The following is a 21,786-nucleotide window of genomic DNA, read 5'->3' as shown; positions in this document are numbered from 1 at the left end:
AACGATGGAACGAAACGGAGACAGCGCGCCCCTTCTGGTGGCACGCGGGCTGGGCAAGTCCTTCGGGGCGGTGCGGGTTTTGCATGATCTCGATTTTGAGGTCCGGCAGGGCGAGGTGCTGGGCATTCTGGGCCCCAACGGGGCAGGCAAGACCACGCTGTTCAACCTCGTCAGTGGCGACATCCGCGATCATGCCGGAGAGATCCGTTTCCGGGGCCGGCCCTTGGCCGGCCCCCCGTTCCGCCGCGCGCGGGCCGGGATCGGGCGTACCTATCAGATCCCGCTTCCCTATGCTGGCATGACCACCTTTGAAAACCTGCTCGTCGCCGCGACCTTCGGCGGCGGCATGACCGAGGCGCAGGCCTACGACCATTGCGCGCAGATCCTCGAGGAGTGCGAGCTGTCGCCGCGCGCCAATACCGAGGCAGGCTCGCTCACGCTTCTGGATCGCAAGCGGCTGGAACTGGCGCGGGCGCTGGCCTCGAAGCCGGACCTGCTGCTGCTGGATGAAATCGCGGGCGGCCTCACCGATGACGAGGGCAAGGCGCTCGTCGCCCTCATCCGCCGCATCCGTGACGGCGGCACCACGATTGTCTGGATCGAGCACGTCCTGCACGCGCTCTTCGCCGTGGCCGACCGGCTGATGGTACTGAACTTCGGCGAGAAGATCGCCGAGGGTCTGCCCGCCGCCGTGATCGAGGACCCGGACGTGAAGCGTGTCTACATGGGAGTCGAGGCATGACCCCCCTTCTGTCCACCCACGGCCTGATCGCCGGTTACGGCGACATGCGCGCCCTGCACGGCATCGACCTGACCGTTAACCCCGGCGAGACCGTGGCGCTGATCGGGGCGAACGGGGCCGGAAAATCCACCCTCCTGCGCGCGATCATGGGTCTTCTGCCCGTCGCGCCCGAGATGATCCGCCTCGATGGCAAGCCGGTCGGCGGCCGGGCTCCGCATCACATGGTGCGCGAGGGGCTGGCCATTGTTCCCGAGGGCCGTCGCCTCTTCACCGGCATGAGCGTCGAGGAGAACCTGCGCGTCGCCAGCGAACATGCCGCAAAGCCTGTGGCCGAGCCCTGGACGCTGGAGCGGGTCTTTACCCTGTTCCCGATCCTGCAGGAAAAAGCCCGCACGCCGGTCGAGAACCTGTCGGGCGGACAGCAGCAGATGGTCTCCATCGGACGCGGGCTTCTGGCCCAGCCGCGCATTCTGCTGTGCGACGAGATCAGCCTCGGCCTTGCGCCTAAGGTGGTGCGCGAGATCTATGCCGCCCTGCCGGAAATCACCGCGAACGGCACGGCGCTGATCCTAGTCGAACAGGATGTCGGCCTCGCGCAGCGCGCGTCGCATCGTCTTTATTGTCTGCTGGAAGGGCGCGTGACCCTGCACGGCACCTCTGGCGAGATCAGCCGCGACGCGATCTCGGCCGCCTATTTCGGAGCCAGCCATGCACTGGATTGACGGTATCGTCCAAGGCGTCCTTTTGGGCGGCCTTTATGCGCAATACGCCCTCGGCATGGCGCTGATGTTCGGCGTGATGAAGATCGTCAACGTGACACACGGCGACCTGGTCGTGCTGCTGGCGCTGATCGGCATCTCGCTGGCCAATTTCGCCGGGCTGGGGCCGTGGGCGGTGCTGGCGACGCTGGTGCCCATCGGCGCGGCGCTCGGCTGGCTGCTGCAGCGTGCGCTCTTGAACCGGGTGGTGGGCAATGACCCGCTACCGTCGCTGATCGCCACGTTCGGGCTGTCCATCGCGCTGCAAAACGCGATGCTGGTGATCTGGTCGGCTGACACGCGGTCGCTGTCGGGCGGTGGGATCCAGCAAGCCTCGATCTCGCTGGGGCCGATCTTCATCGGCGTGCTGCCGCTGATCGTGCTGATCTGCGCCACGCTGCTGACCGGGGGCCTCGATCTGACCATGCGCCGCACCCGCTTCGGCCGGTCGCTGCGCGCAGCGTCTGCGGATGTCGAGGCGGCAGCGATGGTGGGCGTGAACCCCCGCAACGTCTATGCCGCCGCGACCGCGATTGCCGTGGGCATTCTGGGTTTCGCCGCGACGTTCCAGGCAATGCGGTCGACCGTGGCGCCTGCCGACGGGCCGTTCCAGCTGATCTATGCCTTCGAGGCGGTGATCATCGGCGGTCTGGGTTCGATCTGGGGCGCATTCGCCGGGGCGATGATCCTCGGCATCAGCCAGGCCATCGGCTTTCGCATCTCTCCGGGCTTCGGCATCCTTGCCGGGCACCTCGTTTTCCTGGCCGTGCTGGCGATCCGCCCGCAAGGCATCTTCCAGCGCAAATCCTGAGGGGGCCCCCATGTCCAAGTATCGTGTCGCGCGCATGACCCTTTCGGGACAGCTTGCGCTGGTCCTGTTCACCGCCGCGCTTGTGGGGATCTGCGCCATGCCGTGGTGGGCCTCGCAAGGTCTGATCCGCGATGTTGTGACGCTCGCCTGCTATATCGCGGTGGCGCAGATGTGGAACATGCTGGCGGGCTACGGCGGGGTCGTCTCGGTCGGGCAGCAGGCCTTCGTCGGCGTTGCCGCCTATGCGATGTTCGTCCTGGCCCAGACCTTTGGCGTGAACCCGTTCCTCGCTGTGTTCCTCAGCCTGATCGCCCCGGCGATCCTGGCTGTGCCGATCTATGGCCTGCTGCACCGGCTCGAGGGGGCCTATTTCGCCATCGGCACCTGGGTCGTGGCCGAGGCGCTGCGCCTTGTCGCCACCAACATGTCGATGCTGAACGGCGGGGCGGGCATGAGCCTGCGTGTCATGACCCAATTCTCGGCACATGAGCGGGCCGTCGCCTCGTCCCTGCTCGCGGCGGCGCTGTTGCTGGTCACGCTCGGCGGCAGCTATCTGTTGCTCCGTTCTCGCTATGGCATCGCGCTGACGGCTATGCGCGACAACCCTGTCGCGGCGGCCAGTCAGGGCGTCGATGTGGGACGGCTACGGCTGTTGATCTTCATCGCCACCGCCGTCGGTACGGGCTTTGCGGGCGCGGTCTATTTCATGGCGCAACTGCGTATCACCCCGCCGTCCGCCTTCGACGCAAGTTGGGCAAACCTTGCGATCTTCATCGTCATGGTCGGCGGCATCGGCAGCCTCGAAGGCGTGATCATCGGTGCGGTGATCTATTTCTTCGCGGACCGCTGGTTCGGCGAATACGGCGCCAGCTACCTGATCGTGCTGGGCCTGTTGACCCTCGTCTGCGCTCTGTACTTCCGGGGCGGGATCTGGGGCCTGTGGTCGAAATGGGTCGAGGCACCATGGTTCCCCACAAGACGACGGCTGATCCGGCTGGACGGAGACAAGGCATGAAAGCGCTGGTGTTCGACGCCTTCGGCCAACCGTTGCGCAAGGCTGAAGTGGCAGACCCCACCTGCGGCGCGGATGAGGTGGTGCTGAAGATCTGCCGTTGCGGCATCTGTGGCAGCGACCTGCACATGACCGAGGATCAGACCTTTGGCCTGCAGGGCGGCGAGGTCATCGGCCATGAATTCGCGGGCGAAGTGCTGGAGGTCGGGCGCGAGGTCACGACGCTGAAACCCGGCGATCTGGTCGCCGCCGCACCGATCCGCGGCTGTGGCGCGTGCCCCGCCTGCCGCGAGGGGCAGCCTGCATGGTGCGAGATGGGCATGACCTTGATCGGCGGCGGCTACGGCGAGTTTACGGCGCTCGCGCATCATCAGCTACGCAAGATGCCGGTCGATGTCTCGCTGGCCGATGGGGCGCTGGCCGAACCGCTGGCGGTTGCCCTGCATGGGGTGATGCGCTCGGGCATGAAGCCCGGCGACCGCGTGCTGGTGGTAGGGGCCGGGGCCATCGGCCTCGCTGTGGTCTATTGGGCGCGCAGGCTCGGGGCACAGACGGTCGTCGCGGCCGACCTGCACCGCCATCAGGAGGACCGCGCAGGCAGCCTCGGTGCCACGGCCTTCGTACAATCGGGGCCGGACATGGCGCAGCGCGTGGCCGAGGCCTGCGGGGCTGCGCCCGACATCGTGTTCGAATGCGTGGGCAAGGTCGGGCTGATCGACCATTGCATCGACCTCGTGCGCCCGCGCGGGACGGTCTGCGTGTTGGGGCTCTGCACCGGGACCGACCGGCTGGACAGCTTCCGCGCGATCTCGAAAGAGGTGACGGTCATCATGTCAGTGTTCTTCGACATGCACGAATTCCGCACCTCGATCGACGCACTGGACAAGGGCCGCTTTGCGCCGCAGCATCTGGTGTCTGATGTGGTCGGACTCGACACGGCACCGGCTGCCTTCGAGGCGCTGCGGCAGCGGACGACCCAGTGCAAGGTGCTGATCGACCCGTTCGGGTGACATACCCAAGGATTGGCCTGAGGAATGGCAGAGTCGATCAACGGGCTTTTCAGGGCCTGGACTATCCACCACCGGGGCGTGGTGTCGCTTCGAGACCGTTGAGGACGCCAGACTCGATTGGATCGTCGGGTTCAGCAACCACCGGCTGTTCGAACCCGCCGGGAGCATCGCGCGGGCCGAAGCCTAGCCGACCTTCTACGGCGCTCTCAACGCTGAACCCATGGCTGCACGACTGACCGAAATCAGCCTCCGGCGACCTCGGCGCGGTTCCGTGCGGCGGCTGATACCCAGCCGCCGCACCGGTTTCCTTTGTCGACGAACGGCTTATTGGCCGACATCCGGTCGATCATCGAGGACAAACCCATCCCTGTTCGGCATTTCAATGGCCGGGAGGCTGTCAGCGTCCAGAACGGTCCCCTCGTCGACGATACCGTTCAACATCAGGATATAGGCAGAAACCGCGTAGACTTCGTCGGCGGAAAGGCTCTGCGGCGAGTCGAGGGGCATCGCGCGTCGGATATAGTCGAAAAGCGTCGTGGCATACGGCCAGTAACTCCCCACCGTCTTGATCGGCCTCTCATCACTCAGGGTTCCCTGACCGCCAACGAGCCGATCTCCAATGCCCCCTTCTCCGGACTCTCCGTGGCAGGCAGAGCACCGTTGTTCAAAGACCTCAGCGCCCGCGACAGTGTCACCGCTGCCCGCAGGGAGATTGTCACCGTCGCGACCGATCGAGATATTCCAGCCGGCGATCTCTTCCGGGGTTGCCGGTGTCCCTATGCCATAATCGGCCAAAGCGGCTGCGGTCGAGGCGAGCACAATCGCAGCACTCAGCAGTCCATCACGCATTCGCATTGCTGACCTCCCCATTTGCCGCGATAGCCCAGGGTTGAATCGCGTGGTTGTGGTAGACCGAGTTTCGACCCCGCGCATCAAGCAGTGCTTCCAAGGTGGGCTGCACATAGCCAGTTTCATCTATGGCGCGGCTCATGATCGTCACCGGCTCTCCCTCCCAGGCCCACGGCAGACGAAAGCGCGTCAAGCATATAGGCAGGACCGGGTCTTGTAGCTGAGCCTCTTGCCAGGTCTCGCCGCCATCGACGGACACTTCGACGCGCTCAATCTTTCCATAGCCGCTCCACGCGAGGCCGCTGATCTCATGATACCCTTGCGCGGAAAGCTGCTGGCCGCCGGACGGGTATGTGATGATCGACTTCGCCTCCATCATGAAGCTGAACTGGCGTGAATGACCGTCCGGTAGCAGATCAGTATACTTGGACGTCTCTTCACGGGAGTATATCGGCTCTTCGCGGACCTGTAGGCTGCGAAGCCACTTTACCGACATGTTGCCTTCGTAACCCGGCACGAAGATGCGCAGGGGATAGCCTTGCTCTGGCCTGATACGCTCACCGTTCTGGCTATAGGCAAGGATCACGTCGTCAAGGCACTTTTCCAACGGAATGGATCGCGTCATCGCGGCGGCATCGGCCCCTTCGGCAACAACCCAGCGCGCATTGCTTTGCACGCCGCATTCTTCCAGCACTGTCTTGAGCGCCACACCCGTCCACTCCGCACAGCTTACAAGCCCCATGAGTTCTTGCGCAGTATTCCGTCCGGTCGCGGTAAAACTCTGGTTTCCCGAACACTCCATCATGTGAATGCGGCTGACCGACGGGAAGCGCTTCAAATCGTCCATGGTGAAAACCAGCGGACGGTCCACGAGACCGAAAATCATCAGCCTGTGCTGCGCGGGATCAATCTCGGGGATGCCGCCATGGTGACGCTCGTAGTGCAAGCCGTTGGGAGTGATGATCCCGTCCAGATCTTGCAGGGGCGTCCGCGACGACGCCGCGGAATAGGTTTTCGGCGTGCCGAGAACCTTTCTGACGACGTGTTCTTCGTAAGGTGAAGGCAGCCCGTAAGGGTTATGCGCCGTATCGTCGCCCGGGTAGGTCATCCACTCCGGCACGTTCGGCGGCAGGTTGTTTGCCTGCTGGGCCTGGGCCGCAGTTGCCAGCCCCGCTACGCCGACGATGCCACCTCCGATTGCTGCAGTGCTGCCTTTCAGGAAGTTTCGTCGAGAGGGCTGATCCACATCGACATCACGGTCCGCAAACTCATCCATTTTTTCCTCCCAGAAAGAAATCAAGGTCGGTCGGCCCGCCGGTTTGGAAGGCCCAAACCTCGGCCCGACACCGGAAAGATGGTGGGCCGAACGCATATCAATTCAAGGAAAAATTTAACATGTTACAGAAAAATGCACTCTGCCTGCGCCCGTCCGACCGACGCGTCGATACATGGACGCGCTGAACGCCGGCCTTGATCCCCGCTGAAGTGACTAGCCCTCCGATGACATGCGCCGCGACGGGACGCCTTCTGCCGAATCTGGCGGACAGCAGGTTTCGGAACGTCAGCCCCGTGCATACCGATGCAGGAAACCCACCGGGCTTTTCCGGGCGCCTAGCAACCGGTTTTCCCGGTTGGACGCCCAAATCTCTGGGTGAGATTCCCCAGAAAACATCGCGATAACAGATCCTTATGAAAATGCATCACAAACATCAAAATTGTATGCAATTTTTCTTTACAGAATGCAAAATGCTGGTTTAGCGTATCGAGACAGGAGAAATCATGCCTCATACACTGCGCCAGAAGATCGCTGACCTCGTTATCAAAGGAGAGCTGAAGCCGGGCGACCGGCTGGAAGAACTTTCACTTGCCGACCGCTTCGGCGTGTCCCGGACCCCGATACGCGAGGCTATCAGGCAACTCGGCGCCTCCGGCCTGATCGAGATCCGGCCTCGCCGTTCCGCTGTCGTACGGAGCTTTGACCGGGCCGAGTTGAGCGAAGCCTTCGAGGCGATGGGAGAGATCGAAGCCCTGTGCGCGTCTCTGGCCGCCGTGCGCATGAACGAAGCCGAACGGCTGAAGCTGCGGGCGCTCATGGCCGCGTCGCAGGATGTCAGCCAGCGCAATGACAGGCCCGCCGCGCTTGAGTTGGATTTCGAATTCCATGGCCATCTGCATGACGGCGCGCGCAACCGGATGCTCAAGACCGTGGCCGAGGAAACGCGGCTCCGGATCACACCCTACAGCGCCGCGCTTTTCATGATGGAAGGCTACAACGCCGATCTTGAACTCCCGCATCAGCAACATGCGGCTATCGCCGACGCTGTTCTGGCCGGAAATGGCAAGGAAGCCGCGCGGCTGATGCGCGAACACATCGCGCAGGCGCTTATCTCGCTCCAGCAATTCTTTGAAGACACGCAGTCGCGGTCAGACGCTCCCAAAGTGAAAGGCGAAGTCAGGTGACACACTCGTATCAAGGGCCCGGACGCGCGCCGATGTATGCCACCGAGGCGATGTGCGCCACGTCGCATCCCGCGGCGGCCCGCGTTGCCCTCGACATTCTGGCCCAAGGCGGTAACGCCGTCGATGCCGCAGTCGCCGGTGCCGTCGTGCTGGGGTATTGTGAACCCGCGATGGCCGGGCTGGGCGGCGATGTCTTCGCGCTGATCCACGATGCAAAGACCGGGGAAAGCCGGGGGCTGAACGGATCGGGCCGCGCACCTGCCGCGCTTCAAGCTGCCGATCTGCGGGACCGGGGAATGACGGCGGTGGGTCTCGACTCGATCCATGCCGTGACCGTGCCTGGCGCCGTCGACGCCTTCGACCGGCTGATCGCGCAGGAGGGGCGGCTCGATCTGGCCACCGTGCTCGCGCCCGCGATCCGCGTGGCCGAGCACGGCGTGCCGGTCCATCGCCGCACCGCCATCGACGGGGCGACGTTTGCGGGCCGGCTGAAGGGCGCAGGGCGACAGTACTTCCTGCGCGACGGCCAGAGCTTTCGCGAGGGCGACGTTTTCACCGCCCCCGGGCAGGCAGAGGCGCTGCGTCTGATTGCCCGCGAGGGCGCGCGCGCCTTCTACGAAGGCCCGGTGATGGAAGACATCCTCGCCACGCTTCGCGCAGCGGGCGGCCTGCACACGGCCGAGGATTTCGCAAAGACCGAGGCCACCCCGGTCACACCGATCCGGCGCGCCTACCGCGGCCATGACCTTGTCGAACTTCCGCCGAACGGTCAGGGAGCAACCGCGCTTTTGTTGTCCGGGATTCTGGAGCGGTTCGATATCGCCCGTCTCGATCCGAAGGGCGCCGAGCGCGTCCATATCGAGGCCGAAGCGACGCGGCTGGCCTATGGCGCGCGCAACCGTTTCATCGGCGATCCGGGAGAGGGAGCGCTGAACCTCGACGGGATGCTTTCCGAAACGGCCATCGACGAAATGGCAGCCCAGATCGATCCGACGCGCGCAGGGTCGCCCCTTACGCCCCGCCCCGAGGCGCTTCACAAGGACACCGTCTATATCACCGTGGTCGACGGCGAGGGCCTGTGCGTTTCGTTGATCTACTCGCTCTTCTGGCCTTACGGATCGGGTTTCGCGTCCGAAAGGTTCGGCATTCCGCTGCAAAATCGCGGTGCCGGGTTCACCTTGCAGGAAGGCCATGTGAACGAGCTGGTCGGCGGCAAGCGGCCGCTGCACACCCTGTTGCCCGGTTTGCTTGAGGTTCCGGGCCAGTATGCGATGCCCTTCGGCGTGATGGGCGGCGCCTATCAGGCGACGGGACACTCCCATTTCGTTTCGAACCTCGTCGATTACGGAATGGATGTTCAGGCAGCGATCGACGCGCCGCGCAGCTTCCTCGACATCACGTCGGGCAAGCTGGAGATCGAAAGCACCTTCGACGACGCGGTCGCGGCCAAGCTTGCCGAGATGGGGCACACCGTAACGCGTGCAGCCATCGGAATGGGCGGGGCGCAGGCGATCCGGCGGGACGCCGCGACCGGGCTTCTGACCGGCGGCAGCGATCCGCGCAAAGACGGCCTGGCGCTGGGGATCTGAAATGACCACGCAGCCCCCCAGAACCCGTATGAAAATCAGTTTTTCCGGGACGCTGCGCGGGGTTGCTGCCCTTGCCGTCGTCTCTCTGCTGATGGCGCAGATCGTGATCGTCGCCCTGCGCTATGTCTTCTCGCTGGGGGCGCCATGGGCGACGGATCTGCTCGCCTATCTGTTCTTCCTCATCGTGTCGCTGCCGCTGGCCGGGGTCATCCTGAACAATGAGAGCGTCAGGGTCGACGTGTTCAGTGACCGGTTCTCGCCGCGCACCCGCCGCGCCATCGACCGGATCGCGTTGCTGGGCCTTCTGTTCCCGGCGGCAGGCTGGGCCGCCTGGACCTCGGTGCCGATGGTGCGGACATCGTGGCGGGTTCTCGAGAGTTCGCCCACCCTCGGCGGCCTGCCGGGCTTCTTTATCCTCAAGACAGTGATGGCGCTGGTGTTCGCCACGCTCGCACTGGTTGCGCTGATCGTGGGCCTGCGCCCCAGTCTTTACGGAAAGGAAGACGACAGATGAGCGCTGTGCTTCTTGCTCTTCTCGGTGTTCTGCTGCTGGGCGGCATCCTGTCCGGCGCGCCCGTCGGCTTCGTCCTGCTGGGTGTCCCGACGCTGGTGGCGTTTCTGGGGGCATCGCTCGGCGTCTTCGACCTTGCCTTTCTCTCGGCCTTTCCGTCGCGGGCCTTTGGTATTCTGACCAACGACGTCTTCCTGTCGGTGCCGCTTTTCGTGCTGATGGGCGGGCTGCTGGAGCGTTCGAGCATCGCCAAACGGATGATGCTGACGGCCGGGGCGCTGTTCGGCAACCGACGGGGTGGCATGGCCTATGCGGTCGTGATCGTCGGTGCCTTGCTCGCCGCCTCGACCGGGGTGATCGGCGCGACCATCTTCATGCTGGGTCTGATCGCGATGCCCGCCATGTTGCAGGCAGGGTATTCCAAGTCGCTGGCCTCGGGCGTCATCTGCGCCTCGGGTTCGCTGGGGCAGATCATCCCTCCATCGATCCTGCTGATCCTGCTGACCGATCAGATCTCGTCAGCGTATCAGGCCGGGCGGCGATCGGCCGGGGAATGGGCGGTTGAGCCGGTCTCGGTTGGTGACCTGTTCGCGGGTGCCTTCATTCCGGGCCTGATGCTGGTCGGGCTTTACCTTGTCTATATTTTCGTCACCTCGCTGCGCCGCCCCGAAAGCTGCCCGCCGGTGATCCAGCGCGACGAACAGGGAAACAGAACCCGGCCCGGTCTGGGCGAAGTGACCTATTCGCTGGTTCTGCCGCTGCTTCTGATCCTGATCGTTCTCGGGTCCATCCTTGGGGGGATCGCCACCGCAACCGAGAGCGCGGCGCTTGGGGCCGCGGGAGCGCTGGTCATGACGGCGATGGACCGCGACGGGGTGCCCCGCTGGCGGTGGGCGCTCATGGCCACAGTCCTGCCCGCCGCGTTCGCCTTGGTGCTGGTCAAGGTTCTGGGCGGGGCACAGGCCTCACCGCTGATCGCCGGAATCGGCACCGTGGCGCTGGTGACGCTGAGCATCGGCACCCTTGCCGCGCTGGTGCAGGAAATTCATCGCGGCGGCATGTGGGACGTGACGTTGAGCACTGCGAGCATGGTGTCCATGCTGACGCTGATCGTGCTGGGGGCGACCATGCTGTCGCTGGTCTTCCGGGGCTTGCATGGTGAAGCCATCGTCGAGGAATTTCTCCACGGGCTTCCGGGCGGCAGCATCACGGCGGTGCTGGTCGTCATGGCCATCATCTTCGTGCTCGGCTTCATCATCGAATATGTCGAGATCATCTTCATCGTCGTGCCGATCGCCGGTCCGCCGCTGATGGCCGCCGGGGTCGACCCGGTGTGGTTCGCCATCCTCGTAAGCCTGAATCTGCAAATCAGCTTCCTTACACCGCCCTTCGGCTACGCGCTCTTCTACTTCCGGCGCGTCGCACCTCCGGCCGTGCAAACCATCGACATCTACAAGGGGATCGTGCCGTTCATCTTCTTGCAGATAGTCGCGCTGACCATCGTCTTCCTGGTCCCTGACCTCGCGACGTGGCTGCCGAACGCGATCTACCACTGAACGGCGCAGACAACAGGGATCAAAAGACAATGAAAAGAAGAACGTTCCTCTCCAGCGCAGCGGTCGCTCCGGCGGCTCTTGCGGCCCCCACGATTGCGCGCGCGCAGGCGCAACATAACTGGAAACTCGTGACCTCAGTGCCGCGCGGCCTGCCCGGGCCGGGTGTTTCTGCCCAACGCTGGGCCGAGCGCATCACGCAGATTTCCGACGGCGCGATCAACGTTCAGGTGTTTGGCGCAGGTGAGCTCGTCGCACCCTTTGCCACGCAGGAGGCTGTCGAAAGCGGCACGGCCGAGGTCTATCACGGCTCCGGGACGTGGTTCTCGGGCCGAGACATCGCGCATGCCTTCTTCACCGCCGCACCGTTTGGCCTGACCTATGACGAGATGCACGCCTGGATGTATTTCGGCGGCGGGCAGGAGCTTCTGGACGAATTCACCAACGACCGGGGCCTGAAGATCTTCATTGGCGGCGGCTCGGGTGTTCAGACCGCCGGCTGGTTCAAGCGGGAAATCACCTCGCTCGACGACCTTCAGGGGCTGAACTTCCGCGCCGCCGGGCTCTACGGCGAAGTGCTGCGCAAACTGGGCGTGAACCCGACCTCGATCCCGCCCGGTGACATCTTCGCAGCCCTTCAGGCTGGTACGCTGGACGGGGCCGAATGGGTGGGGCCGTCCAACGACCTCGCCTTCGGCCTGCAAAACGTCGCAGGCTACATGTATGCCCCGTCGCCTGTCGAAATCTATGGCGGCATCGAGTTCGGGATCGGCATGGAGGCCTGGGAAGCGCTGACCGACAGTCAGCGGCTCATGGTCGAAACGATCACCGAGGCAGAAGCCAACCGATCCTCTGCCGACACGTTCCATGCGAATCTCGCCGCCTTCGAAAGGCTGCGGTCGAATCCCGACCTGACCATTGCTGAGTTCCCCGACGATGTCTGGGACGGGATCGAGACGGCCTGCGCCGAAGTCATCGAAGAAGTGAAGGAGACGAGCGCATTCCACCGCCGCTTCGTCGATGCCTACTACGACTATGTGCGGCAAGCGACCGGCTACAAGCAATTCTACGATACCGGGTTCATGGTGCGTCGTCAGAACTTCTTCGCGTGACACCAAGGGCGGACCCGTCGTCAGGCGGGTCCACCCCAGATCGAAAGACACCCCTTCATGACCATGGATCCTGTGCTGCTTGTGCAGTTGGTGTTGCTGCTGCTGGTTATCGGCGCGTTTGCCGGCGTCTTGGCGGGCCTTCTCGGCGTTGGCGGCGGCATCGTGCTTGTACCGGCCTTCTACTACGGTTTCACGCTTCTGGGCTTTGGCAGCGACGAGCTGATGCAGATCTGTATCGCCACATCGCTTGCGACGATCGTCGTCACCTCGGGCCGGTCGCTTCACGCCCATAACAAACGCGGTGCCGTCGACTGGTCCGTTCTGAAGAGCTGGGCGCCCGGCATCCTGATCGGCGCGGCCATCGCGGTGTTTGTGGCGGCGCAATTGCGCTCCACCACGTTGCAGGGAATCTTCGGTGTGCTGGCGCTGATCGTCGGCCTGTATATGGCGTTCGGACGCGAAAAATGGCGGCTTGCCCCCGAGATGCCCGGCGGTTTCGTGCGGGCCGCGTCCTCGCCGCTGATCGGTTTCCTGTCGGTGCTCATGGGGATCGGCGGCGGATCGTTCGGCGTCCCGTTCATGACGCTGCACGGGGTCGCCATTCACCGCGCGGTGGCAACGGCTGCAGGCTTCGGCCTGTTGATCGCGGTGCCGTCCGTGATCGGATTTGCCTTTGTTCCCATTGCCGTCCATCCGCCCCTGACACTGGGGGCCATCAATATTCCAACCTTTCTGGTCGTGGTGTCGATGACGCTTCTGACCGCCCCCCTTGGCGCGCGCCTGGCGCATGCGACGCAACCCGTTTTATTGAAACGCATTTTCGGTGTGTTCCTGATTTTGGTTGCGCTCAACATGCTGCGCCGCGCGCTTGGGCTCTGACATGGATGAGACAGCCATGACCACCGATACCCCTGCCTATTCCGGCCCCGACCTGTGCGCCCTGAGCGCGGTGGCGGTGGTCGACCTGCTGCGCCGCGGTGACGTGTCGCCAGAGGAACTGATCGCCGCGTCAGAAACCCGTCACGCGCAAACGGATCCGGCCATCAACGCCATGCCGACCACCTGCTTCGACCGTGCCCGCAAGGCTGCCCGGTCGCTGCCGGTGCCCTCCGAGACGCGCGGCGCGCTCTATGGTTTGCCCGTGGGCATCAAGGACCTGACCGCGGTCGAGGGGGTGCGCACCACCTGGGGCACCGCGGCGCTTGCAGACTACGTGCCTGAGGCGTCAGACCCTCTGGTCGAGCTGATCGAACGACGCGGCGGTCTTGTCATCGGCAAGACGAACACCCCGGAGTTCGGCGCTGGCGCCAATACCTTCAACGCCATCTTCGGCGCGACCCGCAACCCGCATGACACGCGGCTCAATCCGGCGGGGTCGTCGGGCGGGGCGGCAGCCGGGCTGGCGGTGGGCCAAACGTGGCTGAGCCATGGATCCGATCACGGGGGCAGCCTGCGCACACCGGCCGCGTATTGCGGTGTCGTCGGCCTGCGCCCCAGTCCCAGCGTGGTGGCGGGCGGCCCCGCGCAGGCGGGCTACATCACCGAGGGTGTGCAGGGGCCGATGGCCCGGTCGGTCACGGACCTTGCGCTGTTTCTCGACACGATGACCGGGTTCGACCCGCGCTACCCGCTGTCATACCCCGCCGATCCCGCGCCCTACCGGGACGCCGTCACCCGTGCCGAGCCTGCCGGCCTGCGCATCGGGTACCTGCCCGACCTGTCCGGCGAAAGCGCCGTCGACCCGGAGATGCGCGATCATATCGACACGGCGATGACCCGCATGGCGTCGGCGGGGGCGACGGTCGATACGGTGACCCCGGACCTGTCGGGCATGCGCCGCGCCTATTATGTGCAGCGCGGCCTGTTGTGGGCGACGCTCATGCGCGACATCGACCCTGCGGTCCGGGCAGAGTTCAAACCGACGCTTGAGGGCAACCTGCGCGACGGGCTGGCGCTGACCATGGATGACATCATCGACTCGCAGCTGATCCGGTCGCGGCTTTACGACACCGTGCAGGCGGTCTTTGACCATGTCGACGTGCTGGCCTGCCCGGTGGTGGGGACGATGCCGCACCCGGTCGGGGAAGAATGGGTACGCCGGATCGACGGGAAAGAGCTGACGTTCTACATGGATTGGCTGGATTGCGGTTTCCTTGCCACCGCGCTTGGCCTGCCCGCCCTTTCGGTGCCGGTGGGCCGCAATGCGGCGGGGATGCCGGTGGGACTGCAACTGATCGGCAAGCCGCGCGGCGAGCGGAATCTGATTGCCGCAGCGCGCAGCGTCGAACTGGTTTTCGGAGGCCCCCTGCCCGCGATCGACCCGGTGGTCCGCCACGGTTAGGCGGGTCTTTTCTCAGGCGAGAGAGATGCCCGGGTTCCCGCCGGCTCTCCGGTCGTGGCCGTCCGTCTGGCCCGCGCAACAGAGGAACCAAAGGACACCGCGAGAGGACGATCTGTCTGACCTTCGCCACGGTTGGTTTCGGCTTTGCCACCCAGGCGTCGGCATCAGAGCCTTGGTCAGCGCGTAGTCACTGCGCAGTCGGCGGAATGCACAGAAAGGCATGCACTCCAGTGTAGTCACTGACCTGACCAGCAGACATAAAAAGAACCTGATAAGGCGCCCTTCTGTGTCGGTCACCGTGTGGAGTTTGAAGTTCATCGCGCCCTTGGTGCGACCGCTCTGAGTAGTGGTCAGTTCCACCGTTTCAGCGGCCAGCCCCCCGGATTTTCTGGCGAACGTCCGCGCTGACTTCTGCCTGCAGCGGGGGCCACGGGCCTTGCATCCTCTGATCCAGACCGAAGCTACTGTAACTACGCTCAAATCTCCGCGAAAACATGCATCTGCCATCGATGATTTCATTTTCACCGGGCAATGCGGCGCTTCCCTCGTGCAAGACTCGGCACTCAAGCCAGCGAGCGACGCACCTCCCTGGCGACGCGATCCGCAACGCGCGGCCGTTGGAAACTTCAATAAAATCAATGCCCTTTAGCTGCATGCACTTAATGATGGTTTATGACTCAACAAATATCTGGCCTCGTTTCCCGCCGCGCGCTAGCCTGAGTTGAGCGCGCATGGGAGGCGCGCATGGGAGGATAGCCAAGATGCCAACACTCGTCGTGAACGGGACCAGCATGGATTTCGATGCCGAGCCCGATACCCCTCTGCTGTGGGTCCTGCGTGAGCAGCTGGGCCTGACCGGCACCAAATACGGCTGCGGCGTCGCTGCTTGCGGCGCCTGCACCGTGCATATCGACGGAATCGCCACCCGGTCTTGCCAGATGCAGATCCAGGACATCCGCCCGGGCGAGGAGATCACCACAATCGAGGGTCTGTCGCCCGACCGCTCGCATCCGATCCAGCAGGCCTGGGCCGAACTGGACGTGCCGCAATGCGGCTATTGCCAGTCAGGTCAGATCATGGCCGCCGCAGCCTTTCTGCACGATTTCCCCGAACCCACGGACGAGGACATCAAGCAGAACATGACCAATCTGTGCCGCTGCGGGACGTACAACCGGATCAAGGCGGGCATCAAGCGCGCCGCCGAACTCAGCTGAGGGGGACACCATGACACATCGCTTCACCTTGTCCCGCCGGTCGTTTCTGGCCGGGACCGCCGCTGCAGGCGGGCTGTCGCTGGGCTTTTCGCTGCCCGCGCTGGCGCAGGACGCCCCAACCGGGGATATCCCCGAGATGAACGCCTGGGTTGTCATCAACCCCGACAACACCGTCGTGGTCCGGGTCGCCAAGATCGAGATGGGCCAAGGCACGCTGACCGGCCTTGCCCAGCTGGTAGCCGAAGAACTGGAATGCGACTGGGACAACGTCACCTGGAGCTATCCGACTCCGGGCGAGAACGTCGCGCGCAGCCGGGTCTGGGGCTCATTCGGCACCTTCGGCAGCCAGGGCATCCGCACCTCGCACCAGATGGTGCGCGAAGGCGGCGCCGCGGCGCGAATGATGCTGGTGCAGGCCGCCGCGAACCGCTGGGGCGTCGATGCCGGCACGCTGAGCGTATCCAAGGGTGTGATCACCGGGCCGGGCGGCGAGACGCTGACCTATGGCGAGGTTGCGGCAGATGCGGCCAATCTTGAGGTGCCGACCGAGGTGGCGCTCAAGGATCCCGCCGACTGGACGATCGCGGGCTCCCGGGTGCTGCGGCTGGATACCACAGGCAAGCTTGACGGCAGCCAGAAATACGCCATCGACCTGAAAGTCGACGGCATGATGCTGGCGGCGATCAAGCAAACGCCGGTCATGGGCGGCAAGATTGCCAGCATCGACGCCGACGCCGTGATGGGCATGCCCGGCGTGCAACGCGTGGTGCAGATCAGCGACGAGGCCGTTGTGGTCGTCGCCGATACCTGGTGGCGCGCCAAGACCGCGCTGGATGCGCTGCCGATCGAATGGGATCTGGGCGAGAATGCCAGCTTTGGCATGGCCGATCTGGAGGCCATGCTGGATGAGGGGCTCAGCGCCACCGAGGCCTTTGTCGGCAACCAGTCCGGCGATGTCGCCGCCGCGTTCGAGAGTGCCGCGCAGGTCCTCGAGGCCGATTATCACTACCCCTGGCAGCATCACGCGACCATGGAGCCGATGAACGCCATGGCGCTTGTCACCGACGACAGTTGCGAGGTCTGGGTGCCTACCCAGAACGCCGAGACGGATCTGGCGGTGGCGGCAGAAACCACCGGGCTGGAAATCCCGCAATGCGAGATCCACCGCATCAACCTGGGTGGCGGTTTCGGGCGGCGGGCCTCGGCGGCGGATTACACCGTCGTCGCGCTCAAGGTGGCGATGGAGATGAAGGGCACGCCGGTCAAGGTGATCTGGAGCCGTGAGGAAGACACCACGCATGGCACCTATCACCCCACCACCAAGGCCCGGATGCGCGGTGCGCTGGATGCCGATGGCAACCTGACCGCGTTGCACATGCGGATCTCGGGGCAGTCCATCTTCGCCGGGCTGATGCCTTTTGCCCTGCAGAACGGCATGGACCCGCTGACCTTCCAGGGTCTGCAGGCCGACGGCCCCGAAGGGCAGCTCGGCTATACCGTGCCGAACCTGCTGGTTGATCACGCAATGCGCAATCCGCCGGTCCGTCCGGGTTTCTGGCGCGGGGTGAACAACAACCAGAACGCGTTCTATCTGGAAAGCTTCATGGACGAGCTGGCGGATGCTGCGGGCAAGGATCCGCTGGAGTTCCGCCGGGGCCTGATGCAGAACCACCCCAAGCACCTTGCCGTGCTCGACAAGGTGGCCGAGGGCATCGGCTGGGACACGCCCGCGCCTGAAGGCCGGTTCCGGGGCCTGTGCCAGCACATGGGCTATGGCTCCTATGTGGCGGCGGCGGCCGAGGTGTCCGTCGATGACCGTGGCGCGTTGACGATCCACAAGATCGTTGCCGCCACCGATTGCGGCCATGTCGTCAACCCGCAGCAAGTCGAAGCGCAGATCGAAGGCTCGTTCGCCTATGGTCTCAGCGCCGGGCTTCTCAGCCAGGTGACGATGGAGGAAGGCCGGGTTCAGGAAGAGAACTTCGACACCTATCCCATCGTGTCCATGTGGGAGATGCCCGCCGTCGAAAGCCACCTGATCCCCTCGGGCGGATTCTGGGGCGGGGTGGGCGAGCCGACGATCTTCGTCGCCACGCCCGCCGTGATGAACGCGGTCTACCGTGCCACCGGCCAGCGGATCCGTGAATTGCCGCTCAGCAAGCACGACCTGACGCCGCAATAACGGCGCCCTGCGGGTGGCCCCGTTGCGGGCCACCCGTCCGAGTTCCCTCGGGAAAAAGGAATCCATGATGCGCAGTTTGCTGGTTCTTTTGCTGTGCCTTGCCGCAGGCGGGGCGCAGGCGCAGGTGCCTCCGCCGGGTGCCACGATGTGTTCGGGCTGCCATGGCGAGGGCAGCATCCTGCCGCTGGACGACTGGACCGCGGCAGAAATTATCGCAGCGATGGCTGGCTTCAAGGACGGCAGTCGCCCCGCCACGCTGATGCCCCGTCTCGCCGCCGGTTTCTCGGACGAGGACATCACGGCCATTGCCGACTGGATCGCCGCAGGGGGGATGCGCCATGACACTCGATAGACGCCAGATGATCGTCGCAGCCGGTGGCGCGGTGGCCGCACTGGCCCTGCCCCGCCGCCTGTCCGCGCAGGACCGGGGCCGCGTCGTCGTGGTCGGCGGCGGCTTTGGCGGCGCCACGGCGGCGCGCACGCTGGCGCGGCTGGGGCATGAGGTGACGCTGGTGGAACGCGATGCCACCTATGTGACCTGTCCGTTCTCGAATGCCGTGCTCGGCGGGTTTATGGAACTGGAGTCGCTGAGCTTTCCGCTGGCGGGCGCCACGCTGGACGGCATGCGGCTGATCGAAGACAGCGCCGTGGACGTCGACCCTGAGGCCCGGACGCTGACACTGGCGGGCGGCGAGGTGCTGGAGTGGGACCGGCTGGTGCTCTCGCCCGGTGTCGAGTTCCTCTATGACGCGCTGCCCGGCTATGACGAGGCCGCGGCCGAGCGCATGCCGCATGCGTGGAAAGCCGGTCCGCAGACCGCGCTGCTGCGCGCGCAGCTTGAGGCGATGGCGGATGGCGGGCTAGTGGTCATCGCACCGCCCGCCAACCCGTTCCGCTGCCCGCCCGGCCCCTATGAACGCGCCAGCCTGATCGCGCACTACCTGACGCAAGCCAAACCCGCGTCGAAGATCCTGATTCTGGATGCCAAGGAGACCTTTTCCAAGCAGCCGCTGTTCCAAGAGGCCTGGGCGCGGCTCTATCCCGGCATGATCGAGTTTCGTCCGCCGTCAATGGGCGGGCGGGTGATCGGCGTCGATCCCGCGGCAATGACCCTGCAGACCGAATTCGGCACTGTCGCCGCCGCCGTCGCCAATGTGATCCCGCCCCAGCGCGCCGGGGCCATCGCGCAGGTGGCCGGGGTCAGGGACGAGACCGGCTGGTGCCCGGTGTCCGGCGTGACCTTCGAGTCCGATCTGGTGCCCGGCATTCATGTGATCGGCGACGCCTGCGCGCCGGGGGCCATGCCTAAATCGGCGTTTTCCGCGAATGCGCAGGCCAAGGTGCTGGCGCAGGCGCTGGACGCGCTGTTCCGGGGGGAAGAGCCGCAAAGTCCGCGGCTGATCAACACCTGCTACAGCCTCGCCGCGCCGGATTTCGGCTTTTCCGTCGCCGGGGTCTATGCCGAGGCGGAGGGAAAGCTGACCGAGCTTGCGGATGCTGGCGGGTTGTCGGCGCTGGAGGCACCGGCGCAAGACCGCGCGCAGGAGGCGGATTATGCGAGGTCGTGGTATGCGGCGACGGTGCGCGAAGCCTTTGGCGGCTGAGAAGCGGCGGCGGGGTAAGGTGGGGTTGAACCCCACCTTACGGGCTACGCTGGCCGTGCTGGCGCTCTCGGGGACGGCGGCCGGGGCCGACGGGCTGGCCACGCCCCTGACCGCCACGCCCGGCGATCCGGCGCGCGGCGCACAGATCGTTACCGATCCGCAGCACGGGCTGTGCACGCTGTGCCACGCCGGGCCGTTCCCGCAGGTGGCCTTCACCGGCACGCTGGGGCCGGACCTGACCGGCGTCGGCGCGCGGCGCACGCTGGCGGACTTGCGCCAGCAGATCGTCGACAGCCGCCGGGCCAATCCCGACACGATCATGCCGCCCTATCATTCGACTGAGGGCCTGAACCGGGTGGGCGAACGCTGGCAGGGCACTACCTTGATGACAGCGCAAGAGGTCGAAGACGTCGTTGCCTATCTTGCCACGTTGACTGGAGACACGCCATGATCCTGACCCGCCGTACGACGCTTGCCACGCTGATCGGGGGACCGCTGGTGCTGCGGTTCGGCCCTGCGGCGGCGACGCCGGAAACGATGCAAACCGCGATCGACGGGTTCACCGGCGGCGCCGATATCACCGAAGGCCGGGTCACTTTGCGCATCCCGCTGCTGGTCGAGAACGGCAATTCCGTGCCCCTCACCGTTTCCGTCGACAGCCCGATGACGCCGGACGATTTTGTTGAACAGATTGCCATCTTCAACGAGATCAACCCCTTGCCCGACACGGCGCGCTTTCATCTCACCCCGCGGTCGGGCCTTGCCACGGTCGAGACGCGCATCCGCCTGAACGGCAGCCAGACGGTGCACGCCATCGCCCGCCTGAGCGACGGCAGCTTCTGGTCCGCCGCGACCGAGGTGATCGTCACCGCCCCAGCCTGCCGCGAGGTCTGAGCATGTCCGTCCTGATCAACGTCCCCGAAACCGCCGCCCCCGGCGAGATCGTGACGATCCGCATCCTGATCCAGCACCCGATGGAGACCGGATTTCGCACCGGGCGCGATGGCGCGCTGGTGCCGCGCGACATCATCGAAAGCGTCGCCTGCCTGTATCAGGGCGAGGAAGTGTTTCGCGCCGACCTGTTCCCGGCGATCACCGCCAATCCGATCCTCAGCTTTCATCTGCGCGCCGGGGAAACCGGGCGGGTAGAATTTGTCTGGACCGATAATTCCGGCGTCACCGCGCGCGATGGCCGGTTGCTGACTGTCGCATGATCCGCGCCGCCGTTCTTGCCGGTATCGTCCTTGCCCTGCCCGCCGGGGCACAGGACCGCCGCACGGGCTATGACGACATGAGCCCTGCCCTGCAGGCGATGCAGGACGATCCGATGAACCCGGCAGCTTTCTGGCTGATCGACGGCGAGGCTCTATGGTCCGAACCGGCGGGCACCCGTGGCCAAAGCTGCGCCGATTGCCACGATGCTGCCGAAGACAGCATGGCGGGCGTCGCCGCACGCTACCCGGCCTGGGACGAAGAGCAAGCGGCGCCGGTCGATCTGAACGGCCGCATCGCCCTGTGCCGCGACCGCCATCAGGGTGCCGGGCCACAGGATCGCGCCGATCCCGACATTCTGGCGCTCTTGGCCTATGTCACGCACCAGTCGCGCGGCATGCCGCTGACGCCTGATCCCGATCCCCGGCTTGACCCTGCCCGCGCGCGCGGTGAGACGCTGTTCACCACGCGCATGGGCCAGTTGAACCTGTCCTGCGCGCAATGCCATGACGACAATTCCGGCGGCCATCTGGCCGCGGCGCTGATCCCGCAGGGGCATCCGACCGGCTATCCGCAATACCGGCTGGAATGGGAGACGCTGGGCACGCTGGAACGCCGAATCCGGGGGTGCCTGACCGGGGTCAGGGCGGAACCCTTCGCGCCCGGATCGGCGGATTTTATCGCGCTGGCCCTCTATCTTCAAAGCCGCGCCGCCGGCCTTCAGGTCGAAACGCTGCCAATCCGGCCGTAACGGCGGACCCACCTGAACCGCAGCAGAACCCTTGCGTCGAACGCTACAACCGGGCGGTCGGGTATGAATGGCTGG

At 65.1% G+C, this 21,786-nt stretch carries 22 protein-coding genes and 1 pseudogene; 20 read left to right on the top strand and 3 right to left on the bottom strand.

Annotated elements, in window-relative coordinates; translation table 11 throughout:
* Positions 1–4 precede the first annotated feature (4 nt).
* From EAE28_RS08375 to EAE28_RS08355, 5 genes are read left to right on the top strand one after another with little or no spacing between them, the layout of a single operon-like run.
* Positions 5–742, top strand: a complete 738-nt coding sequence (locus EAE28_RS08375; protein ID WP_127105401.1) for an ABC transporter ATP-binding protein — start codon at positions 5–7, stop codon at positions 740–742.
* On the top strand, positions 739–1,464 hold the full coding sequence (locus EAE28_RS08370) for an ABC transporter ATP-binding protein (RefSeq protein WP_127105400.1): 726 nt from the start codon (positions 739–741) through the stop codon (positions 1,462–1,464). The genes EAE28_RS08375 and EAE28_RS08370 overlap by 4 nt, the downstream gene beginning before the upstream one ends.
* On the top strand, positions 1,451–2,311 hold the full coding sequence (locus EAE28_RS08365) for a branched-chain amino acid ABC transporter permease (protein WP_127105399.1): 861 nt from the start codon (positions 1,451–1,453) through the stop codon (positions 2,309–2,311). The genes EAE28_RS08370 and EAE28_RS08365 overlap by 14 nt, the downstream gene beginning before the upstream one ends.
* A gap of 10 nt (positions 2,312–2,321) precedes the next feature.
* Positions 2,322–3,326 (top strand): branched-chain amino acid ABC transporter permease, encoded by a 1,005-nt coding sequence (locus tag EAE28_RS08360; RefSeq protein ID WP_127105398.1) that lies wholly within the window; start codon positions 2,322–2,324, stop codon positions 3,324–3,326.
* Positions 3,323–4,333: a zinc-dependent alcohol dehydrogenase gene (locus EAE28_RS08355; protein ID WP_127105397.1), complete on the top strand. Its 1,011-nt coding sequence runs from the start codon at positions 3,323–3,325 to the stop codon at positions 4,331–4,333. Before EAE28_RS08360 ends, EAE28_RS08355 begins: the two co-directional genes overlap by 4 nt.
* Positions 4,334–4,657: 324 nt before the next feature.
* On the opposite strand, the gene EAE28_RS08350 is transcribed toward EAE28_RS08355, so the two are convergent.
* Both EAE28_RS08350 and soxC read right to left on the bottom strand, forming a co-directional pair.
* The gene (locus EAE28_RS08350; protein ID WP_127105396.1) at positions 4,658–5,188 is read right to left on the bottom strand and encodes a c-type cytochrome; all 531 of its coding nucleotides are present in this window, start codon (positions 5,186–5,188) and stop codon (positions 4,658–4,660) included.
* The gene (gene soxC, locus EAE28_RS08345; protein WP_127105395.1) at positions 5,175–6,458 is read right to left on the bottom strand and encodes a sulfite dehydrogenase; all 1,284 of its coding nucleotides are present in this window, start codon (positions 6,456–6,458) and stop codon (positions 5,175–5,177) included. Before soxC ends, EAE28_RS08350 begins: the two co-directional genes overlap by 14 nt.
* A gap of 503 nt (positions 6,459–6,961) precedes the next feature.
* Here soxC and EAE28_RS08340 point away from each other — a divergent pair.
* Genes EAE28_RS08340 through EAE28_RS08310 form a run of 7 tightly spaced genes read left to right on the top strand, consistent with a single transcriptional unit; the run spans position 6,962 to position 14,748 of the window.
* Positions 6,962–7,642 carry a GntR family transcriptional regulator gene (locus EAE28_RS08340; protein ID WP_127105394.1) on the top strand — a complete coding sequence of 227 codons (681 nt, stop codon included), beginning with the start codon at positions 6,962–6,964 and terminating at the stop codon, positions 7,640–7,642.
* 50 nt (positions 7,643–7,692) lie between these two features.
* Positions 7,693–9,231 carry a gamma-glutamyltransferase family protein gene (locus EAE28_RS08335; protein WP_127105976.1) on the top strand — a complete coding sequence of 513 codons (1,539 nt, stop codon included), beginning with the start codon at positions 7,693–7,695 and terminating at the stop codon, positions 9,229–9,231.
* A 28-nt stretch (positions 9,232–9,259) separates the two neighbouring features.
* Positions 9,260–9,745 (top strand): TRAP transporter small permease subunit, encoded by a 486-nt coding sequence (locus tag EAE28_RS08330; RefSeq protein WP_164736583.1) that lies wholly within the window; start codon positions 9,260–9,262, stop codon positions 9,743–9,745.
* Positions 9,742–11,298, top strand: coding sequence for a TRAP transporter large permease (locus tag EAE28_RS08325; RefSeq protein ID WP_127105392.1), 1,557 nt, complete (start codon positions 9,742–9,744; stop codon positions 11,296–11,298). Before EAE28_RS08330 ends, EAE28_RS08325 begins: the two co-directional genes overlap by 4 nt.
* A 29-nt stretch (positions 11,299–11,327) precedes the next feature.
* Complete coding sequence (locus tag EAE28_RS08320; RefSeq protein ID WP_127105391.1) at positions 11,328–12,407, top strand: TRAP transporter substrate-binding protein; 1,080 nt, start codon at positions 11,328–11,330, stop codon at positions 12,405–12,407.
* A 57-nt stretch (positions 12,408–12,464) separates the two neighbouring features.
* A complete protein-coding gene (locus EAE28_RS08315) occupies positions 12,465–13,286 on the top strand; it encodes a sulfite exporter TauE/SafE family protein (protein ID WP_127105390.1) in 822 nt (273 codons plus the stop codon).
* A 16-nt stretch (positions 13,287–13,302) separates the two neighbouring features.
* Positions 13,303–14,748 (top strand): amidase, encoded by a 1,446-nt coding sequence (locus tag EAE28_RS08310; protein ID WP_127105389.1) that lies wholly within the window; start codon positions 13,303–13,305, stop codon positions 14,746–14,748.
* A 190-nt stretch (positions 14,749–14,938) separates the two neighbouring features.
* On the opposite strand, the pseudogene EAE28_RS24175 reads toward EAE28_RS08310, so the two are convergent.
* Positions 14,939–15,084, bottom strand: a pseudogene (locus EAE28_RS24175) (IS5/IS1182 family transposase); the annotation flags it as partial.
* Between the two features lie 425 nt (positions 15,085–15,509).
* Between EAE28_RS24175 and EAE28_RS08305 the strand changes: the two are divergent.
* From EAE28_RS08305 to soxA, 8 genes are all read left to right on the top strand, one after another.
* The gene (locus EAE28_RS08305) at positions 15,510–15,962 is read left to right on the top strand and encodes a (2Fe-2S)-binding protein (RefSeq protein WP_127105388.1); all 453 of its coding nucleotides are present in this window, start codon (positions 15,510–15,512) and stop codon (positions 15,960–15,962) included.
* Positions 15,963–15,972: 10 nt separating this feature from the next.
* The gene (locus EAE28_RS08300; protein WP_127105387.1) at positions 15,973–18,144 is read left to right on the top strand and encodes a xanthine dehydrogenase family protein molybdopterin-binding subunit; all 2,172 of its coding nucleotides are present in this window, start codon (positions 15,973–15,975) and stop codon (positions 18,142–18,144) included.
* 64 nt (positions 18,145–18,208) lie between these two features.
* Entirely contained in the window at positions 18,209–18,496 is a 288-nt protein-coding gene (locus EAE28_RS08295; RefSeq protein ID WP_220443912.1) for a c-type cytochrome, read from the top strand.
* Positions 18,483–19,748 (top strand): NAD(P)/FAD-dependent oxidoreductase, encoded by a 1,266-nt coding sequence (locus EAE28_RS08290; RefSeq protein ID WP_220443911.1) that lies wholly within the window; start codon positions 18,483–18,485, stop codon positions 19,746–19,748. Before EAE28_RS08295 ends, EAE28_RS08290 begins: the two co-directional genes overlap by 14 nt.
* Before the next feature lie 25 nt (positions 19,749–19,773).
* Positions 19,774–20,199, top strand: coding sequence for a sulfur oxidation c-type cytochrome SoxX (soxX, locus tag EAE28_RS08285; RefSeq protein WP_246022312.1), 426 nt, complete (start codon positions 19,774–19,776; stop codon positions 20,197–20,199).
* Complete coding sequence (locus EAE28_RS08280) at positions 20,196–20,642, top strand: SoxY-related AACIE arm protein (RefSeq protein WP_127105385.1); 447 nt, start codon at positions 20,196–20,198, stop codon at positions 20,640–20,642. Before soxX ends, EAE28_RS08280 begins: the two co-directional genes overlap by 4 nt.
* A gap of 2 nt (positions 20,643–20,644) precedes the next feature.
* Positions 20,645–20,962, top strand: a complete 318-nt coding sequence (gene soxZ / locus EAE28_RS08275) for a thiosulfate oxidation carrier complex protein SoxZ (protein ID WP_127105384.1) — start codon at positions 20,645–20,647, stop codon at positions 20,960–20,962.
* Positions 20,959–21,711: a sulfur oxidation c-type cytochrome SoxA gene (gene soxA / locus EAE28_RS08270; RefSeq protein ID WP_127105383.1), complete on the top strand. Its 753-nt coding sequence runs from the start codon at positions 20,959–20,961 to the stop codon at positions 21,709–21,711. The genes soxZ and soxA overlap by 4 nt, the downstream gene beginning before the upstream one ends.
* Positions 21,712–21,786: the final 75 nt, after the last annotated feature.

Source organism: Pararhodobacter zhoushanensis (genome assembly GCF_003990445.1).
Lineage (GTDB): Bacteria > Pseudomonadota > Alphaproteobacteria > Rhodobacterales > Rhodobacteraceae > Pararhodobacter > Pararhodobacter zhoushanensis.
Note: the sequence above shows the minus strand (reverse complement) of the source record. Positions and strands in the feature narration are given on the sequence as shown.

What these genes read in the sequence shown, in the direction of transcription:
- EAE28_RS08290 (WP_220443911.1), top strand. Translation starts at nt 18,483, where the DNA reads ATGACACTCGATAGACGCCAGATGATCGTCGCAGCCGGTGGCGCGGTG.
- EAE28_RS08340 (WP_127105394.1), top strand. Translation starts at nt 6,962, where the DNA reads ATGCCTCATACACTGCGCCAGAAGATCGCTGACCTCGTTATCAAAGGA.
- EAE28_RS08295 (WP_220443912.1), top strand. Translation starts at nt 18,209, where the DNA reads ATGATGCGCAGTTTGCTGGTTCTTTTGCTGTGCCTTGCCGCAGGCGGG.
- EAE28_RS08355 (WP_127105397.1), top strand. Translation starts at nt 3,323, where the DNA reads ATGAAAGCGCTGGTGTTCGACGCCTTCGGCCAACCGTTGCGCAAGGCT.
- EAE28_RS08360 (WP_127105398.1), top strand. Translation starts at nt 2,322, where the DNA reads ATGTCCAAGTATCGTGTCGCGCGCATGACCCTTTCGGGACAGCTTGCG.
- EAE28_RS08315 (WP_127105390.1), top strand. Translation starts at nt 12,465, where the DNA reads ATGACCATGGATCCTGTGCTGCTTGTGCAGTTGGTGTTGCTGCTGCTG.
- EAE28_RS08305 (WP_127105388.1), top strand. Translation starts at nt 15,510, where the DNA reads ATGCCAACACTCGTCGTGAACGGGACCAGCATGGATTTCGATGCCGAG.
- EAE28_RS08370 (WP_127105400.1), top strand. Translation starts at nt 739, where the DNA reads ATGACCCCCCTTCTGTCCACCCACGGCCTGATCGCCGGTTACGGCGAC.
- EAE28_RS08335 (WP_127105976.1), top strand. Translation starts at nt 7,693, where the DNA reads ATGTGCGCCACGTCGCATCCCGCGGCGGCCCGCGTTGCCCTCGACATT.
- EAE28_RS08300 (WP_127105387.1), top strand. Translation starts at nt 15,973, where the DNA reads ATGACACATCGCTTCACCTTGTCCCGCCGGTCGTTTCTGGCCGGGACC.
- EAE28_RS08280 (WP_127105385.1), top strand. Translation starts at nt 20,196, where the DNA reads ATGATCCTGACCCGCCGTACGACGCTTGCCACGCTGATCGGGGGACCG.
- soxA (WP_127105383.1), top strand. Translation starts at nt 20,959, where the DNA reads ATGATCCGCGCCGCCGTTCTTGCCGGTATCGTCCTTGCCCTGCCCGCC.
- EAE28_RS08350 (WP_127105396.1), bottom strand. Translation starts at nt 5,188, where the DNA reads ATGCGAATGCGTGATGGACTGCTGAGTGCTGCGATTGTGCTCGCCTCG.
- EAE28_RS08365 (WP_127105399.1), top strand. Translation starts at nt 1,451, where the DNA reads ATGCACTGGATTGACGGTATCGTCCAAGGCGTCCTTTTGGGCGGCCTT.
- EAE28_RS08320 (WP_127105391.1), top strand. Translation starts at nt 11,328, where the DNA reads ATGAAAAGAAGAACGTTCCTCTCCAGCGCAGCGGTCGCTCCGGCGGCT.
- EAE28_RS08325 (WP_127105392.1), top strand. Translation starts at nt 9,742, where the DNA reads ATGAGCGCTGTGCTTCTTGCTCTTCTCGGTGTTCTGCTGCTGGGCGGC.
- soxZ (WP_127105384.1), top strand. Translation starts at nt 20,645, where the DNA reads ATGTCCGTCCTGATCAACGTCCCCGAAACCGCCGCCCCCGGCGAGATC.
- EAE28_RS08375 (WP_127105401.1), top strand. Translation starts at nt 5, where the DNA reads ATGGAACGAAACGGAGACAGCGCGCCCCTTCTGGTGGCACGCGGGCTG.
- soxC (WP_127105395.1), bottom strand. Translation starts at nt 6,458, where the DNA reads ATGGATGAGTTTGCGGACCGTGATGTCGATGTGGATCAGCCCTCTCGA.
- EAE28_RS08330 (WP_164736583.1), top strand. Translation starts at nt 9,260, where the DNA reads ATGAAAATCAGTTTTTCCGGGACGCTGCGCGGGGTTGCTGCCCTTGCC.
- EAE28_RS08310 (WP_127105389.1), top strand. Translation starts at nt 13,303, where the DNA reads ATGACCACCGATACCCCTGCCTATTCCGGCCCCGACCTGTGCGCCCTG.